Raw genomic sequence first — 17641 nt, 5'->3', positions numbered from 1 at the left:
TACAGGTTCCCTTTATTCCATATCCTTGCGATTCACCGCATGGTTGTCAGCCAGCGGTATGGGCGGGGTTTGAGTGGTTGTCGCCACCGGCGCGGCCGGTTGGCCATCGGTTTGCGTATGTTCCTGGATTAGCGGTTGCGCAGGCAGCGGAGAACTTTTCTGCGGTGCGGTGGGGGGCTGACCTTCCAGCATTTTGCACGGCAGCAATAGCGCGTTGGCCAATAGCTCCGGTGTAAACGTGGGCGGGAGTGATGCTTCACACTGCGCTGCGCCATCCCAGAAGACTTTCAATGTTTCCCCGGCTTTTACGCCCGCCAGCCAGGCGTTGCCGTCATCGGCCACCAGGCCCAACTGCTGCTGGCGTTCGTTTTTCACTTCGGCGCCGAAAGGTGGGAAGTCGCCGTCTGCCAGCCGGAAAACCGCCATCATTTTCTCGCCGCTGACCACGTCAAAGTGACGGTAGCCGATGGCGCCTTCGGTGAGCGTGATCTGCACAACCGACTTAGTTGCTTCCGCCTTCTCCGGCAATTTGTTCAGATCGATACGCGCCAGGCTGCGCGAATAGCTTCCGACATCCGCAATCACGGCCTTGCCGAAAATGTTGGTTGAGGTTGGCGAGCCGTTACCGCTAACGGGGACGTCCGCAATGCCGTCGGTATCAACCAGCAAACGTGTGCTGCCCGCTAAACTTCCCCGGTGTAGCGCGCCGCCCTGGGTGGTCAGCGTCATGCCGCCGCGCAGCGACATACCCAGCGAACGGTACGATCCTTCTTCATAATCCGCGCTCAGATCGATGTCCGTCAGCGCGCCCTGATGGCTGTAATAACCGTCTGCCTGCGCGCCTTGTTCATCCTGCCCGACGTGAAGCTGCCAGTTATCGCCGTTCTGGCTGTGGCCGGAATAGCCGAGCTGATTACGGTGTTGACTACCGTTAAACGTACCGTTGTAGCTGATGGAATCATTGCCCCAGGGAACAGACAGCGAGATATAGACGCCATCATCTTTATCACCGTTATATTCGCTGCGATAGCCGTTCAGCGACGCACTGAGATTTTTTATCGACCCTAAGTCGAAGTACCAGGAAAGAGACAGGTTATAGTTACTCTGATCCGGGCTGTCCCAGAAGGTACTGCGTGAGTAGCTGAAATAGGCGCTCATGCCCTGTTCACGGAAGTTCTGGTTATAGGTGACCGTATAGCGTTCTTTTTCGTGACCGGCATTGAGATGATGATAGGTTTTCGCATCCAGATAGTCGCTCATGCTCATAAAGTTCTTTTCTGAGAAGCGGTATCCGGCAAAGGTTAGTCGGCTGTCGATTTCATCAAAGTCACGGGAGTAGCTGATGCGATATGAGTTACCCTGCAGCGTTTCGCCGTCAAACCCGTCGTCTTGCGGCATGTGGGCGATGGAGTGCGTAATGTCGACCGCCACCGCGCCCACCACGCCAAGATCCTTACCGCTTCCCAGCGCCACGGCCTGATAGTTGCTTTCTCCAATTGCGCCGCCATATAGCGACCAGCCGTTGGTGACCCCCCACGAAGCTTCCGCCGAGGCGAATGTGCCGGTAATGGGGTGATGATCCCAGTCCTGCGGGCGGCCCAGCGCCATCTTGTAGCGCACCATGCCGGGGCGCGTCAGGAAGGGAACCGATGCGGTGTTAACGTCAAACTCCTGGGTCTGACCGTTCTGCTCTTCCACGGTGACGTGCAACGTACCGGAAACGGACTGGTTGAGATCCTGAATACGGAACGGTCCTGCGGGCACCTGCGTTTCATACAGTACGCGCCCCTGCCAGGAGACTTTGACTTTTGCGTTAGAACGCGCAATGCCCACGATCTCCGGCGCATAGCCGCGCAGTTTCGGCGGCAGCATCTGATCGTCAGAAACGACGCTGGCACCGATATAGTTAAAGCTGTCGAAAACATCGGACTGGAGATAGCTTTCGCCCAGCGTAAGTTTGGCCCCGAGCGTCGGTAGTGCGCGATAGGCGTAGTAGCGGCTCCAGCTCTGATCGTGGTGGGTGGAAGTGTTCTCGTCATCGTCACGATGGTCGTAGCTGGCCTGCCAGTCGGCCCGCAGTCGCCATGCGCCCAGGTTCGCGCCTAACGTCCCGTTGCCGCTGATGCTTTGCTCTTCGCTGCCGCTTTCTTGATCGTGGCGGAGCTGATTATTAATGTTGTAATCCAGAATGATGCCGGGAATACCATTATCCCAGCGGGCGGGCGGGTCCCAGTCGACATCGCTGTATTCCATATACGCCTGGGGTAAATTCACCAACAGCGTGGAGTGCCCCAGGTCGGCCTGAAAATCCATGCCTTTCAGTGAATCTGGCGCCAGACATTGTCGTTCACCGTGCGTTATCCAGACGAGTTTTTCCGCGAGTTCCGGCTTTATACCCAATTGCGTAACTAATTCTGGTTCTGCGCAAACCTCACTTCCTTGTGGATCATGTTCTGGAATAACCCAGTTAACAGGAAATTCCTGCGGCAGAGTCTGTCCGTTAATTTTAATTTGTAGGAGGTAGACGCCTGGCAGAATAAAACCCTTACGAGAAAACTGTGCAATGTTAACGTTATCGCGATTTTTTACATCGAGGAAATCGGTATTAAATTCGATGTCTTTGCCTGACGCGCTATAAGGGGAGACGCTTAGAAGCATTCCCACTCCGCACGCTATTGGGCAAAGAACACTTTTCCATGTGTTATTCATCAAATATATTCCGCAATAAAACTCAACAGGAATACCCTACCTAAAGCGGCAGGGTATTATCGTCGTGACTCTGTTAACTGAATTACAGGTAAGAGATAGTGACGTTGGCGGCGCTGCTGAATTCACCTGTGCCTACGGTGCCGGTTGCTGCGCCAACCAGCCAGGCGGTGAAATTCAGGCTTTGCTTCTCATCAAGAATGGTATCTCCGTCCAGGTCCGCAATGGCCTGTGTATAGGTATCGCCCAGTTTGATATTGTTTTTGCCAGCATCGCCGATTGCCAGGCTTACATTGCTAATAGCGCCAGTGCCGTCAGTCTTCATCAGCGCGAGATTATCCGTGGCGCCTGTAGCCGCTGTGGTTCCACTACCTGTAGTGAATACCACATTCATATTTTTCTCGGTAGCCCAGGTACAACCCTCAAGATCGATATGAAAGGTACGGGCATTGTTGATGGTCGTTTTACCATTACTCAGCGTGCCATTACCGATACTTGAACCCATATTGACTGTTTGATCTTCCGTATCCAATGTGACGGAGCAGGGGGAGTCAACAATATTACCAAGGAAAGTGACCTTCGCTGTGTTGCTACCCGCGGCTTGAGCGCCGGAGACAATTCCCATAACTAAAGATGCAGTTACTGCCAGTTTACAAAAATGAGATGACTTCATCGTGTTATCCTTAATTAACGTGTTTTATGGCAACATTTTGTACGCGTATACCAAGGGATATGCGGCATAGAGCCATGCTGCGGGCTTTGGGTAAAAAATAGGTCATAATAAAAATATTATATTTCTACATTTTTATGAGTATATTCTTATGAGCTGAATGATCGCACCTGCTCATAGAATATTATATGTAATACTTTCAATATATTTATTTCATGTATGTTCCAGAAAAAACAAAAAAGCGGTCTTTTTTGAATATTAAACTGGCGTGCATGCTACTCGTTTTTCCGTAAAAGTGAAATAATTTATTTTTTTAAAAGGGAAGGCTCTTTGGGTGGGGTGCTTATAGTGTTTGCATAATTTTTTTACTTAATTGATGTTATTTATAATGTCTGGTGCAAATATCTGTTTTTTTAATAAATTAGTTATATGATTATTATATTGTTGTGTATCGATTAATAATTTTAAAGTTATACGGGGAAGGTAGCATTCAACACCTGTTAACAATATATTTTATTATATAGGCGTTACCGTAGTGTCTCTGTGCGTGAATGGTTAAGAATAATACGTTACAATTGTCGCTGGTATTTACAACCGATTAAAAACCATGACAACTAACCATCAAATTGACCGTCTTCTCACCCTCATGCAGCGCCTGCGTGACCCGGAAAACGGCTGTCCGTGGGATAAAGAGCAGACCTTCGCCAGCATCGCGCCTTATACGCTGGAAGAAACCTATGAAGTACTGGATGCGATTGCGCGTGAGGATTTTGACGATTTGCGCGGCGAACTGGGCGACCTGTTGTTCCAGGTGGTGTTTTACGCGCAGATGGCGCAGGAAGAAGGCCGCTTCGATTTTAATGATATCTGCGCTGCCATCAGCGACAAGCTGGAGCGCCGCCATCCGCATGTTTTTGGCGAGCTTTCCGCGGATAATAGCGAAGAAGTCTTAGCTCGTTGGGAGCAAATCAAAACGGAAGAGCGCGCGCAAAAAGCGCAGCATTCCGCGCTGGACGATATTCCGCGCAGTTTACCGGCCTTGATGCGCGCGCAAAAAATCCAGAAACGGTGTTCAAACGTGGGCTTTGACTGGACGACGCTGGGACCGGTCGTCGATAAGGTCTATGAAGAGATCGATGAGGTGATGTTCGAGGCGCGGCAGGCGGTTGTTGATCAGGCTAAACTGGAAGAGGAAATGGGCGATTTGCTCTTTGCCACGGTCAACATGGCGCGTCATTTAGGTACGAAAGCGGAGCTCGCTTTGCAAAAAGCGAACGATAAATTTGAACGTCGTTTTCGCGAAGTTGAACGTATTGTCGCAGCCAGAGGCTTGGAAATGACCGGGGTGGACCTGGAAACAATGGAAGAAGTTTGGCAGGAAGTAAAACGCCAGGAAATTGATCTCTAAAGGTTTTAGGCGGTCAAGAGCGATTTGTGTGATTTTTTAAATAACAAGCGCTTGATTTACGTCAAAAACATTTACCTCAAAGGGGCTATTTTCTCCCTCCCTGTGTGAATGTCAGCCTGACGAAGAGGAGGAATAATGAAAGTTTGTGGCGTAGGTCATGTTCGGGTATACTGCTTTCCCGTCCTGGTTATTCCATCGTCTTTTAAACCTAACTTCTCAGGTTCCGCATGACAACGAACTATATTTTTGTGACCGGCGGGGTCGTATCCTCTCTGGGTAAAGGCATTGCCGCAGCCTCCCTCGCAGCCATTCTGGAAGCCCGTGGTCTCAACGTGACCATCATGAAACTGGATCCGTACATCAACGTCGATCCGGGTACTATGAGCCCAATCCAACACGGGGAAGTGTTCGTTACTGAAGACGGCGCTGAAACCGACCTGGACCTGGGGCACTACGAGCGTTTCATCCGCACCAAGATGTCTCGCCGCAACAACTTCACGACTGGCCGCATCTACTCCGACGTTCTGCGTAAAGAACGCCGTGGCGACTATCTGGGCGCAACCGTACAGGTAATCCCTCACATCACTAACGCGATTAAAGAGCGCGTGCTGGAAGGCGGCGAAGGCCACGATGTGGTACTGGTGGAAATCGGCGGTACCGTCGGTGATATCGAATCGCTGCCGTTTCTTGAGGCGATTCGTCAATTGGCGGTAGATATCGGTCGTGAACACGCGCTGTTTATGCACCTGACGCTGGTACCTTACCTGGCGGCTGCGGGCGAAGTGAAAACTAAACCGACTCAGCACTCCGTGAAAGAGCTGCTGTCTATCGGTATTCAGCCCGATATTCTGATTTGTCGTTCCGATCGCGCGGTTCCTGCCAACGAGCGTGCAAAAATTGCATTGTTCTGTAATGTGCCGGAAAAAGCCGTTATTTCAATGAAAGATGTCGATTCCATTTATAAAATTCCAGGCCTGTTGAAATCTCAGGGGCTTGATGATTATATTTGTAAACGATTCAGCTTGAACTGTCCGGAAGCTAACCTGTCTGAATGGGAACAGGTCATTTACGAAGAAGCGAACCCGGCAGGCGAAGTGACTATCGGCATGGTCGGCAAATATATTGAACTGCCGGATGCCTATAAGTCGGTGATCGAAGCGCTGAAACACGGTGGTCTGAAAAACCGCGTTACCGTCAACATCAAATTGATCGATTCGCAAGATGTTGAAACGCGCGGCGTCGAAATTCTGAAAGATTTGGACGCTATCCTGATCCCCGGCGGCTTCGGCTATCGTGGCGTTGAAGGTAAAATCGCCACTGCGCGCTATGCGCGTGAAAACAATATTCCTTATCTGGGCATTTGCCTGGGGATGCAGGTTGCGTTGATTGAGTTCGCTCGTAACGTGGCCGGCATGGACAACGCCAACTCAACGGAATTTGTGCCAGACTGTAAGTACCCGGTTGTGGCGTTAATTACCGAGTGGCGCGATGAAGACGGTAACGTTGAAGTCCGTAGCGAGAAGAGCGATCTGGGCGGCACCATGCGCCTGGGCGCGCAGCAGTGCCAGCTTAGCGATGACAGTCTGGTACGTCAGTTGTACGGCGCGTCGACGATTGTTGAACGTCATCGCCATCGTTACGAAGTCAACAATATGTTGTTGAAACAAATTGAAGCAGCGGGTCTGCGTGTCGCAGGCCGTTCCGGTGATGATCAGTTAGTCGAGATCATTGAGGTACCGAATCATCCGTGGTTCGTGGCCTGTCAGTTCCATCCGGAATTTACTTCCACGCCGCGTGATGGACATCCGTTGTTCGCTGGCTTTGTTAAAGCCGCCAACGAGCATCAGAAACGTCAGGCGAAGTAAAAAAGTTAGAACGGCGGTGCACCCTCAGCGGTGCACCGTTTGTCTGAAGTTTTAGTTTAACTAGTGACTTGAGGAAAACCTAATGTCCAAAATCGTTAAAGTCATCGGTCGTGAAATCATCGACTCCCGTGGTAACCCGACTGTTGAAGCTGAAGTACACCTGGAAGGTGGTTTCGTAGGTATGGCGGCGGCTCCGTCAGGTGCTTCTACTGGTTCCCGCGAAGCGCTGGAACTGCGCGATGGCGACAAATCCCGTTTCCTGGGTAAAGGCGTAACCAAAGCTGTTGGCGCGGTTAACGGCCCGATCGCTCAGGCTATTCTTGGCAAAGACGCTAAAGACCAGGCTGGCATCGACAAAATCATGATCGACCTGGACGGTACTGAAAACAAATCTAACTTCGGTGCAAACGCCATTCTGGCTGTCTCTCTGGCTAACGCCAAAGCTGCTGCTGCCGCTAAAGGTATGCCGCTGTACGAGCACATTGCTGAACTGAACGGCACTCCGGGCAAATACTCCATGCCGGTTCCGATGATGAACATCATCAACGGCGGCGAGCACGCTGACAACAACGTCGACATCCAGGAATTCATGATCCAGCCGGTTGGCGCGAAAACGGTTAAAGAAGCCATCCGTATGGGTTCTGAAGTTTTCCATCACCTGGCAAAAGTGCTGAAAGGCAAAGGCATGAACACCGCTGTGGGTGACGAAGGCGGCTATGCGCCGAACCTGGGCTCCAACGCGGAAGCACTGGCTGTTATCGCTGAAGCGGTTAAAGCGGCTGGTTACGAGCTGGGTAAAGACATCACCCTGGCGATGGACTGCGCAGCATCTGAATTCTACAAAGACGGTAAATACGTTCTGGCTGGCGAAGGCAACAAAGCGTTCACCTCCGAAGAATTCACCCACTTCCTGGAAGAACTGACCAAACAGTACCCGATCGTTTCCATCGAAGATGGTCTGGACGAGTCTGACTGGGACGGTTTTGCATACCAGACCAAAGTACTGGGCGACAAAATCCAGCTGGTTGGTGACGACCTGTTCGTAACCAACACCAAAATCCTGAAAGAAGGCATCGAGAAAGGCATCGCTAACTCCATCCTGATCAAATTCAACCAGATCGGTTCTCTGACCGAAACTCTGGCTGCAATCAAGATGGCGAAAGACGCTGGCTACACTGCTGTCATCTCTCACCGTTCTGGTGAAACTGAAGACGCTACCATCGCTGACCTGGCTGTTGGTACCGCTGCAGGCCAGATCAAAACCGGTTCTATGAGCCGTTCTGACCGCGTTGCTAAATACAACCAACTGATTCGTATCGAAGAAGCTCTGGGCGAAAAAGCACCGTACAACGGTCGTAAAGAGATCAAAGGCCAGGCGTAATCCTGCTTTTAGCTCTTAACGTAAAAACCCGCTTCGGCGGGTTTTTTTGTATCTGTTCAATAGCGCAGCCGCTGTGCATGACCGGGCAGACGAAATCTGCAATAATTAACGATTATCCCCTTAACAGAGAACGCTATGCAGTACCCGATTAACGAGATGTTCCAGACCCTACAAGGCGAGGGTTATTTTACCGGCGTCCCCGCTATTTTTATTCGTTTACAGGGATGTCCGGTCGGCTGTGCCTGGTGTGATACTAAGCATACCTGGGATAAACTGAGCGATCGGGAAGTGTCTCTGTTCAGCATTCTGGCAAAAACCAAAGAGAGCGACAAATGGGGGGCTGCGAGCAGTGAAGACTTGCTGGCAGTGATTAATCGTCAGGGCTATACCGCGCGTCACGTTGTCATCACCGGTGGCGAACCCTGTATTCATGACCTCATGCCGCTCACCGATCTGCTTGAAAAGAGTGGTTTTAGTTGTCAGATTGAGACCAGCGGGACGCACGAAGTGCGCTGTATGCCTAACACCTGGGTCACGGTTTCACCAAAAGTGAATATGCGCGGGGGATATGACGTGCTTTCCCAGGCGCTGGAGCGCGCCAATGAAATCAAGCATCCCGTTGGGCGAGTTCGTGATATTGAGGCGCTGGATGAACTGTTAGCCACGCTGAGCGATGATAAACCGCGCGTGATTGCTTTGCAGCCCATTAGCCAGAAAGAAGACGCGACGCGTCTGTGTATTGAAACGTGTATTGCACGTAACTGGCGGCTGTCTATGCAAACGCATAAATATTTAAATATCGCCTGATGCATTACTAATCTTACAGACGGCCTGCCGATGCCGTCTGTGACTCATCCATTACCTTGCATTGTTTATTTTCTCTATGTGAATTTCGATGAGTGTATAAAAGCGCTGATAAATTTTTCCATAGCGATGCACGGATCACGCTATTTTGGTAAATTTAAAGAAAAAATCATTCTATGAACTTTTTTGCATCAAAATCAGCAAATTAGCTGTTCTTTAATAATTTAAATTGTTGCGATTATGTTGGTGGAATGTGGTGCTGATAAAAAGTAGTTTATAAACAATGATATACGTTTAGTGTGTTCCCCGCGCCAGCGGGGATAAACCGCACATTTCCTCAGTGTGCTTCAGAGGGTGGTAGTGTTCCCCGCGCCAGCGGGGATAAACCGCCGATATCAAAAAAGCGTTTAAACGCCTTGCCGTGTTCCCCGCGCCAGCGGGGATAAACCTTCCTGCGCTTTGGCCAGTTTGGAACCCGCCGCGTGTTCCCCGCGCCAGCGGGGATAAACCGGCACAATTTGTGCTTTTGCAATTCACTTTGAAGTGTTCCCCGCGCCAGCGGGGATAAACCGTGATCACAGAACTGACCGGGTACACCATACCTGTGTTCCCCGCGCCAGCGGGGATAAACCGTGATCACAGAACTGACCGGGTACACCATACCTGTGTTCCCCGCGCCAGCGGGGATAAACCGAATAAACAGCGTCGTAAATGGATCGAGGAAATGTGTTCCCCGCGCCAGCGGGGATAAACCGCATCTCTCTATATGCAGCGCCAGCCAGCGCAAGTGTTCCCCGCGCCAGCGGGGATAAACCGCTTTCCTTGCGTCAATTTTGAGGGAGATTGATGTGTTCCCCGCGCCAGCGGGGATAAACCGATCCCGTGCTCTATTAAAATCTTTGATTGCGTGTGTTCCCCGCGCCAGCGGGGATAAACCGGTAATGTGCGCCGCGCCGGTGATATCTACTTTGTGTTTCCCGCGCCAGCGGGGATAAACCGCCATTGCTGACAGGCAGTGATTTCAATGTGTCGTGTTCCCCGCGCCAGCGGGGATAAACCGGTCATGAATGGCCTCATAAAAACGATGTTGGTGTGTTCCCCGCGCCAGCGGGGATAAACCGCCAGAAATTTAAATGGCTATTCCTGGCTGTAGGTGTTCCCCGCGCCAGCGGGGATAAACCGGCGCAATTGCAGTTTGACGCGGTGCTGTCATTGTGTTCCCCGCGCCAGCGGGGATAAACCGTCGTTTGTGGCGTCAGTAATACTATTATCGGTGTGTTCCCCGCGCTAGCGGGGATAAACCGTTTTTAAATCCGGACAGACCCTGTAACGGATCGTGTTCCCCGCGCCAGCGGGGATAAACCGATCCGACTGTATGCCCAGCAGAACGAGGGCGCGTGTTCCCCGCGCTAGCGGGGATAAACCGCACGAGTGGCAAATTGATTTCGACGAAAAACCGTGTTCCCCGCGCCAACAAGGATAGCCGTTGCATAATCATAATCTGTGTACCAGTAATGGCAGCTACAAACCTGTAAAGTAAAAAGGCCGCGTTTTCCCGGGGAGGCTTTTATACAGGAGAAGGCCATGGCGTTAAGGATCAGGGTATTGCTCGAAAATCATAAGGGGGCTGGAGCGGATAAATCGTTGAAGGCCAGGCCAGGGTTAAGCCTGTTGGTCGAGGATGAGTCTACGTCTATCTTGTTCGATACCGGCCCTGATGGCAGTTTTATGCAAAACGCGTTGGCGATGGGGATCGACCTGTCCGATGTGTCTGCTGTGGTGCTTTCGCATGGTCATTACGATCATTGCGGCGGCGTGCCGTGGCTTCCTGATAACAGTCGAATCATCTGCCATCCCGATATTGCGCGTGAACGTTATGCGGCAATGACTTTTCTCGGTATTACCCGAAAAATAAAAAAATTGTCGCGTGAGGTGGACTATTCACGCTATCGAATGATGTACACGCGTGACCCCCTGCCGATTGGCGAAAACTTTATCTGGTCAGGGGAAATACCGGTGGTCGCGCCTGAAGCCTACGGCATTTTTGGCGGCCACGATGCGGAGCCGGACTCTATTTTGGATGAGGGCGTACTGATTTATCAATCGACAAAAGGATTAGTCATCATTACGGGATGCGGGCATCGGGGGATCGCAAATATTGTCCGGCACTGTCAGAACATTACCGGTATAAAGCGGATTTACGCGCTTGTCGGCGGATTTCATCTCCGCTGCGCATCACCGTTCACGCTGTGGCGAGTCAGGCGCTTTCTGCAAGAACAAAAACCTGAAAAACTATGCGGTTGTCACTGTACAGGGGCCTGGGGGCGGTTGTGGCTACCGGAAATAACCGCACCTGCAACCGGTGATGTACTGCGCTTTTAACACCACGCGCTGGACAATGTTTTCACTGATGAAACGTCGTGTGGATAGGCTGGAATCAATCTGCCATCCAGCCCACGCGTTAATAAACCTTATTCGCCGCGATAGACGCAGCCGGCTGTACAGGTTTCTTTCACCATCACGGCGCTCAGTAGCGGCACGACGGGCTTAACCTGATCCCAAATCCATTTTGCCAGCACTTCGCTGGTGGGATTGGACAGCCCTGGAATATCATTGAGATAGTAGTGATCAAGACGATCGTAAGTCGGTTTAAACGCCGCTTTGAGATCCGCGAAATCCATAATCCAACCGGTATGCGGATCGACTTCACCGGTAATTTCGAGACGCACCATAAACGAGTGTCCGTGCAGGCGGCCGCACTTATGCCCTTCAGGCACGTGTGGCAGGCGGTGAGCGGCTTCAAAGGTGAAATCTTTATACAACGTGGTGGACATGATGAACTCTCAGGCAATAAAAAAACCGCCGTAGGGTACCGGAAAGCGCATTTTTTATCATTAACTAAAACCATTCTCCGCCTTGTGACGGGCAATTAATTTAAGAATTTCCAGAAAATTTAATAATTATCAATCAATTATAAAATCGATTTTGGCGTTAATCACGATAACTAAAACAGGTTAGTTCATTTGGTTATTTGTTATTTCCAACCCTTCTTTAATTGTTATTCCTCTCACCGTTAACCTTATCCTCAGTTTGGGATTTATCGCTTATACATTTCATCTTTCAAGCCGCATCTGTGTTGACTGCGCTTACTCACCCCAGTCACGTATTTATGTACGCTCCTGGGGCGCGCTCAGCTTACGGCGAACTTGAATGATTTTGTGTATAGATCCGCTTTGCTTACTGGAACATAACGACGCATGACGACACCGGCTCCACTGACTGGGTTGCTTCCGCTTAATCCGGAGCAACTGGCGCGCCTTCAGGCCGCGACAACCGACCTTACTCCCGAACAGCTTGCCTGGGTCTCCGGCTATTTTTGGGGCGTACTGAACCCGCGCTCAGGCGCTGTTGCCGTCACGCCTGCTCCTGAGGGGAAGATGCCGGGGGTTACGCTTATCTCCGCTTCGCAAACCGGCAATGCGCGTCGTGTGGCGGAAGCGCTGCGTGATGATCTGCTGGCGGCCAACCTTAATGTGACACTGGTGAACGCCGGCGACTACAAATTCAAACAGATTGCCAGTGAAAAACTGTTGGTGATAGTGACGTCCACCCAGGGAGAAGGCGAGCCGCCGGAAGAGGCCGTCGCTCTGCATAAATTCCTGTTCTCGAAAAAAGCGCCGAAACTGGAAAACACCGCTTTTGCCGTGTTTAGCCTCGGCGACACCTCTTATGAATTTTTCTGCCAGTCCGGAAAAGATTTCGACAGCAAACTGGCGGAACTGGGCGGTGAACGTCTGCTCGACCGTGTCGATGCTGACGTTGAATATCAGGCAGCTGCCAGCGAATGGCGCGCCCGCGTGGTTGATGTTCTGAAGTCCCGCGCACCTGTCGCGGCACCTTCGCAATCCGTCGCTACTGGCGCGGTAAACGACATCCACACCAGCCCCTATACCAAAGACGCGCCGCTGACCGCGACCCTCTCTGTGAATCAGAAAATCACCGGTCGCAACTCGGAAAAAGACGTTCGTCATATTGAGATTGATTTAGGTGACTCCGGTCTGCGTTACCAGCCGGGCGATGCGCTGGGCGTCTGGTATCAGAACGATCCAGCTCTGGTGAAGGAGCTGGTTGAGTTGCTGTGGCTGAAAGGCGATGAGCCGGTGACGGTTGATGGTAAAACCCTGCCGCTCGCCGAAGCGCTGGAGTGGCACTTCGAGCTGACGGTGAATACCGCCAACATTGTTGAGAACTACGCGACCCTGACGCGCAGTGAGTCGCTGTTGCCATTAGTGGGTGATAAAGCGCAGCTCCAGCACTACGCCGCGACCACGCCCATTGTTGATATGGTGCGTTTCTCTCCGGCGCAACTGGATGCTCAGGCGCTAATCGACCTGCTGCGTCCGCTGACGCCGCGTCTGTACTCTATCGCCTCTTCGCAGGCGGAAACTGAAAACGAAGCCCACGTCACCGTTGGCGTGGTTCGTTATGACATTGAAGGCCGCGCCCGCGCCGGTGGCGCTTCCAGCTTCCTCGCCGACCGCGTGGAAGAAGAGGGCGAAGTCCGCGTCTTTATTGAGCATAACGATAACTTCCGCCTGCCAGCTAACCCGCAGACGCCGGTGATCATGATTGGCCCCGGCACCGGCATCGCGCCGTTCCGCGCCTTTATGCAACAGCGTGCGGCGGAAGGGGCGGAAGGCAAGAACTGGCTGTTCTTCGGCAACCCGCACTTTACCGAAGATTTCCTCTATCAGGTGGAGTGGCAGCGCTACGTGAAAGAAGGCGTGCTGAACCGTATCGATCTGGCCTGGTCACGCGATCAAAAAGAAAAAATTTACGTACAAGACAAGCTGCGTGAACAGGGCGCCGAGCTGTGGCGCTGGATCAATGATGGCGCGCATATTTATGTCTGCGGCGACGCCAGGCGCATGGCCGCAGATGTCGAAAAAGCATTGCTGGAAGTGATCGCTGAATTCGGCGGTATGGACCTCGAATCGGCAGATGAATATTTAAGTGAGCTGCGCGTAGAGCGCCGTTATCAGCGAGATGTCTACTAATGAGCGAAAAACATCCAGGCCCACTGGTGGTCGAAGGTAAACTGTCCGATGCCGAGCGCATGAAGCTGGAAAGCAACTACCTGCGCGGTACCATTGCGGAAGATCTGAACGACGGTCTCACCGGCGGTTTTAAAGGCGACAACTTCCTGCTAATACGCTTTCATGGCATGTATCAGCAGGATGACCGCGATATTCGCGCCGAGCGTGCGGCGCAGAAGCTGGAGCCGCGCCACGCCATGCTGCTGCGCTGCCGTCTGCCGGGCGGGGTGATTACTACGACGCAATGGCAGGCGATCGATAAATTCGCGGCGGATAACACGATTTATGGCAGTATCCGTCTGACCAACCGCCAGACCTTCCAGTTTCACGGTATTCTGAAGAAGAACGTCAAGCCGGTGCACCAGATGCTGCACTCGGTGGGGCTGGATGCGCTGGCAACCGCTAACGACATGAACCGTAACGTGCTGTGCACCTCCAACCCGTACGAATCGCAGTTGCACGCGGAAGCCTACGAGTGGGCGAAGAAGATCTCCGAACATCTGCTGCCGCGCACCCGTGCGTATGCGGAGATCTGGCTCGATCAGGAGAAGGTCGCGACCACTGACGAAGAACCGATCCTCGGTGCAACCTATCTGCCGCGTAAGTTCAAAACCACGGTGGTGATCCCGCCGCAAAATGATATCGATCTGCACGCCAACGACATGAACTTTGTGGCGATTGCCGAGAACGGCAAGCTGGTCGGCTTTAACCTGCTGGTCGGCGGCGGTCTGTCTATTGAGCATGGTAATAAGAAAACCTACGCTCGTACGGCCAGCGAGTTTGGCTATCTACCGCTGGAGCACACCCTGGCGGTGGCCGAAGCGGTAGTGACGACGCAGCGCGACTGGGGTAACCGTACCGACAGGAAAAATGCCAAAACCAAATACACCCTTGAGCGCGTGGGACTGGAGACGTTTAAAGCGGAAGTCGAGCGTCGCGCGGGGATCAAATTTGAGCCGATCCGCCCGTATGAGTTTACCGGTCGCGGCGATCGTATCGGTTGGGTGAAAGGGATCGACAACAACTGGCACCTGACGCTGTTTATCGAAAACGGTCGTATCCTGGATTATCCGGGGCGCCCGCTGAAAACCGGCCTGCTGGAGATCGCGAAGATTCATCAGGGCGAGTTCCGTATCACCGCTAACCAGAACCTGATTATTGCCAGCGTGCCGGAAAGCCAGAAAGTGAAAATCGAGACGCTGGCGCGCGATCATGGGCTGATGAATGCGGTGAGCGCGCAGCGTGAAAACTCAATGGCCTGTGTATCGTTCCCGACCTGCCCGCTGGCAATGGCGGAAGCCGAGCGTTTCCTGCCGTCGTTCACGGACAAAGTGGAAGCGATTCTGGAAAAACACGGTATTCCTGATGAGCATATCGTGATGCGCGTGACCGGCTGCCCGAACGGCTGTGGTCGCGCGATGCTGGCGGAAATTGGCTTAGTAGGGAAAGCGCCTGGTCGTTATAACCTGCATCTTGGCGGCAACCGTATTGGGACACGTATCCCACGGATGTATCAAGAAAATATCACCGAGCCGGATATTCTGGCCTCGCTGGATGAACTGATTGGGCGCTGGGCGAAAGAGCGTGAAGCGGGTGAAGGCTTCGGCGACTTTACGGTGCGTGCGGGCATCATTCGCCCGGTGCTCGATCCCGCGCGTGATTTCTGGGAATAACCTGAATTGCCGGATGGCGTCTGTGTAGGCCTGATAAGCACACGCCATCAGGCAAGGCAAACAGTGAGGAACTTATGTCCCAACTCGATCTCAACGCATTGAACGACCTGCCAAAAGTCGATCGCGTACTGGCGTTGGCGGAAACCAACGCTCAACTGGAAACGCTGACTGCCGAAGAACGCGTGGCCTGGGCGCTGGAAAATCTGCCCGGCGAATATGTGCTCTCCTCAAGCTTTGGCATCCAGGCGGCGGTGAGCCTGCACCTGGTGAACCAGATTCGCCCGGATATCCCGGTGATCCTCACCGATACCGGCTATTTGTTCCCGGAAACCTATCAGTTTATTGATGAGTTAACGGACAAACTCAAACTCAACCTGAAAGTTTACCGCGCGGGCGAAAGTCCAGCCTGGCAGGAGGCGCGCTATGGCAAACTGTGGGAGCAGGGCGTTGAGGGCATTGAGAAATACAATGACATCAACAAAGTCGAGCCGATGAACCGGGCGCTAAAAGAGCTGAAAGCGCAGACGTGGTTTGCGGGTCTGCGTCGCGAGCAGTCCGGCAGCCGCGCGCATTTACCCGTTCTCGCTATCCAGCGCGGCGTGTTTAAAGTGCTACCGATTATCGACTGGGATAACCGTACCGTTTACCAGTACCTGCAAAAGCACGGCCTGAAATACCATCCGCTGTGGGATCAGGGCTATCTGTCGGTGGGCGATACGCACACCACCCGCAAATGGGAGCCGGGTATGGCGGAAGAAGAGACACGCTTCTTCGGACTGAAGCGCGAGTGCGGGCTGCATGAAGGGTGATTGTCCTTACGCGGTATGATTATACTTGCTGCTATGAAAAATCCGGCAGGCAGCCGGATTTTAAATTAGTTATATTACTGACTATCTTTATGTCAGTAATATGTTACGACTGCACCCATCTTTACCAATGTGCAAAGAACGTTCATGGGTTAGATATAGCTTTTCAAGAATTACATCAATAAACATTTTTTTTGCATGATAGTCGTTATAATCCTGATTAAGTTTTTTTAAAAAACCGGAATTTGTTGGTTTAAACTCTGCAAACGGCGAATAGGTATGTAGTAAATAGGAGATGCACGGATGCATCATGCTAAAAGCGACTTCACCTTGTGCCTCCTGATAACCTATTTTGCAAAACTGAGTTGTAGGCTCAAAGTTACCGGCATTAATACAGGCCAGCATCGATTTTTCATCTGCAGTAAGTGAGTCCTGCCATTCGACAAGCGGGTGGTCTGGAGCCTCTGCGGGACGCATCATCTCATAAACCGCCGCTTTGATTTGTGCATTGCCCGTCACTTCTTTTCGTAGAGTAGAAATCGACTCCTGAAGTAATTCCGGGTGCCAGGTCATCTTCGAACCAATCACCTCACATATTTGTAAAAATAATTGTCTCTCCTCTCTACTCATAGATTCTATCACTGCATCATCTGATATATTAAGGATGTCCTTAATATTGCTTTGGCTGATCACCGTGTCGCCGACCATAAGTAAAAATTGTGTCTGAGAAGCGTCCATCTTGATAGTAAACAGATCCTGATGAGCCGGGCAGGCCAGATGTTGTAGCCGTTTAAAGGCGTAAATTTTATTTATATCCTCTACGTTAACTTCCATCTCTCCAGGTTCACCACGGCCCTGCCCGTGAATGATGGAGTGTAACACTTCCAGCGCATGGTCCTTTTTTTCCGCTCTAAAATGATCCTGGACTTTATCCCAGCCCCCCATATGGATTGCTTTTTCTTTATCTGCGCTTAACAGATGAGCAAGCCGACTTTCATTAAGCGTATAATTTTGATGATTACCGAAGCTTAAAGTGACTGGCATAATATTTTCCTTCAAATTTATATTATTCAATATCCGGAGTAAAATATATCGTTCAATTCGCTCTTTTTTATTAAACAGATAAAGTTTACTACAGGAGAGAATTTGAACGACATTATTAATACGGCACATTTATGGTTGGTAATCCTTTGTGGTGACGATAATTCAGACAAAAGGTAGATGATTCGCCG

The 17641-nt window shown here is 51.6% G+C and carries 12 protein-coding genes and 1 CRISPR repeat array; of the genes, 8 read left to right on the top strand and 4 right to left on the bottom strand.

The features are described from left to right. Positions 1-12: 12 nt before the first annotated feature. Both EOS97_RS04000 and EOS97_RS03995 read right to left on the bottom strand, forming a co-directional pair. Complete coding sequence (locus EOS97_RS04000) at positions 13-2658, bottom strand: fimbrial biogenesis outer membrane usher protein (protein ID WP_001804982.1); 2646 nt, start codon at positions 2656-2658, stop codon at positions 13-15. Between the two features lie 133 nt (positions 2659-2791). Then, complete coding sequence (locus tag EOS97_RS03995) at positions 2792-3379, bottom strand: fimbrial protein (RefSeq protein WP_000842512.1); 588 nt, start codon at positions 3377-3379, stop codon at positions 2792-2794. Positions 3380-3983: 604 nt separating this feature from the next. On the opposite strand from EOS97_RS03995, the gene mazG reads away from it, so the two are divergent. The 5 genes from mazG (at position 3984) to EOS97_RS03970 (ending at position 11216) form a co-directional block, all read left to right on the top strand. Continuing rightward, positions 3984-4784: a nucleoside triphosphate pyrophosphohydrolase gene (gene mazG / locus EOS97_RS03990; RefSeq protein ID WP_000210454.1), complete on the top strand. Its 801-nt coding sequence runs from the start codon at positions 3984-3986 to the stop codon at positions 4782-4784. A gap of 227 nt (positions 4785-5011) precedes the next feature. Beyond that, positions 5012-6649 (top strand): glutamine hydrolyzing CTP synthase, encoded by a 1638-nt coding sequence (pyrG, locus tag EOS97_RS03985; protein WP_000210863.1) that lies wholly within the window; start codon positions 5012-5014, stop codon positions 6647-6649. Between the two features lie 82 nt (positions 6650-6731). Then, on the top strand, positions 6732-8030 hold the full coding sequence (gene eno / locus EOS97_RS03980; RefSeq protein ID WP_000036734.1) for a phosphopyruvate hydratase: 1299 nt from the start codon (positions 6732-6734) through the stop codon (positions 8028-8030). Between the two features lie 135 nt (positions 8031-8165). Then, positions 8166-8837, top strand: coding sequence for a 7-carboxy-7-deazaguanine synthase QueE (queE, locus tag EOS97_RS03975; RefSeq protein ID WP_001199959.1), 672 nt, complete (start codon positions 8166-8168; stop codon positions 8835-8837). 296 nt (positions 8838-9133) lie between these two features. After that, positions 9134-10321: a CRISPR direct-repeat array (repeat unit 29 nt; unit sequence GTGTTCCCCGCGCCAGCGGGGATAAACCG). 97 nt (positions 10322-10418) lie between these two features. Beyond that, entirely contained in the window at positions 10419-11216 is a 798-nt protein-coding gene (locus EOS97_RS03970; protein ID WP_001208007.1) for an MBL fold metallo-hydrolase, read from the top strand. A gap of 89 nt (positions 11217-11305) precedes the next feature. Here the strand turns inward: EOS97_RS03970 and queD are convergent, their stop codons facing one another. Continuing rightward, the gene (gene queD / locus EOS97_RS03965; protein WP_000108313.1) at positions 11306-11668 is read right to left on the bottom strand and encodes a 6-carboxytetrahydropterin synthase QueD; all 363 of its coding nucleotides are present in this window, start codon (positions 11666-11668) and stop codon (positions 11306-11308) included. A gap of 423 nt (positions 11669-12091) precedes the next feature. Here queD and cysJ point away from each other — a divergent pair, with 423 nt between their 5' ends. The 3 genes from cysJ to cysH all read left to right on the top strand — a co-directional run bounded on the left by cysJ (position 12092) and on the right by cysH (position 16412). Beyond that, complete coding sequence (cysJ, locus tag EOS97_RS03955; RefSeq protein WP_000210912.1) at positions 12092-13891, top strand: NADPH-dependent assimilatory sulfite reductase flavoprotein subunit; 1800 nt, start codon at positions 12092-12094, stop codon at positions 13889-13891. Further along, on the top strand, positions 13891-15603 hold the full coding sequence (cysI, locus tag EOS97_RS03950) for an assimilatory sulfite reductase (NADPH) hemoprotein subunit (protein WP_001290651.1): 1713 nt from the start codon (positions 13891-13893) through the stop codon (positions 15601-15603). The genes cysJ and cysI overlap by 1 nt, the downstream gene beginning before the upstream one ends. A 74-nt stretch (positions 15604-15677) precedes the next feature. Next, the gene (cysH, locus tag EOS97_RS03940; protein ID WP_000080387.1) at positions 15678-16412 is read left to right on the top strand and encodes a phosphoadenosine phosphosulfate reductase; all 735 of its coding nucleotides are present in this window, start codon (positions 15678-15680) and stop codon (positions 16410-16412) included. Positions 16413-16499: 87 nt separating this feature from the next. On the opposite strand, the gene sopD is transcribed toward cysH, so the two are convergent. Next, positions 16500-17453: an SPI-1 type III secretion system effector SopD gene (sopD, locus tag EOS97_RS03935; protein WP_001805329.1), complete on the bottom strand. Its 954-nt coding sequence runs from the start codon at positions 17451-17453 to the stop codon at positions 16500-16502. Between the last annotated feature and the right edge of the window lie 188 nt (positions 17454-17641).

This window comes from Salmonella sp. SSDFZ54 (genome assembly GCF_004010735.1).
In the GTDB taxonomy this organism is placed as follows: Bacteria; Pseudomonadota; Gammaproteobacteria; order Enterobacterales; family Enterobacteriaceae; genus Salmonella; species Salmonella enterica.
This window is presented reverse-complemented; position numbering and strand designations above follow the sequence as displayed.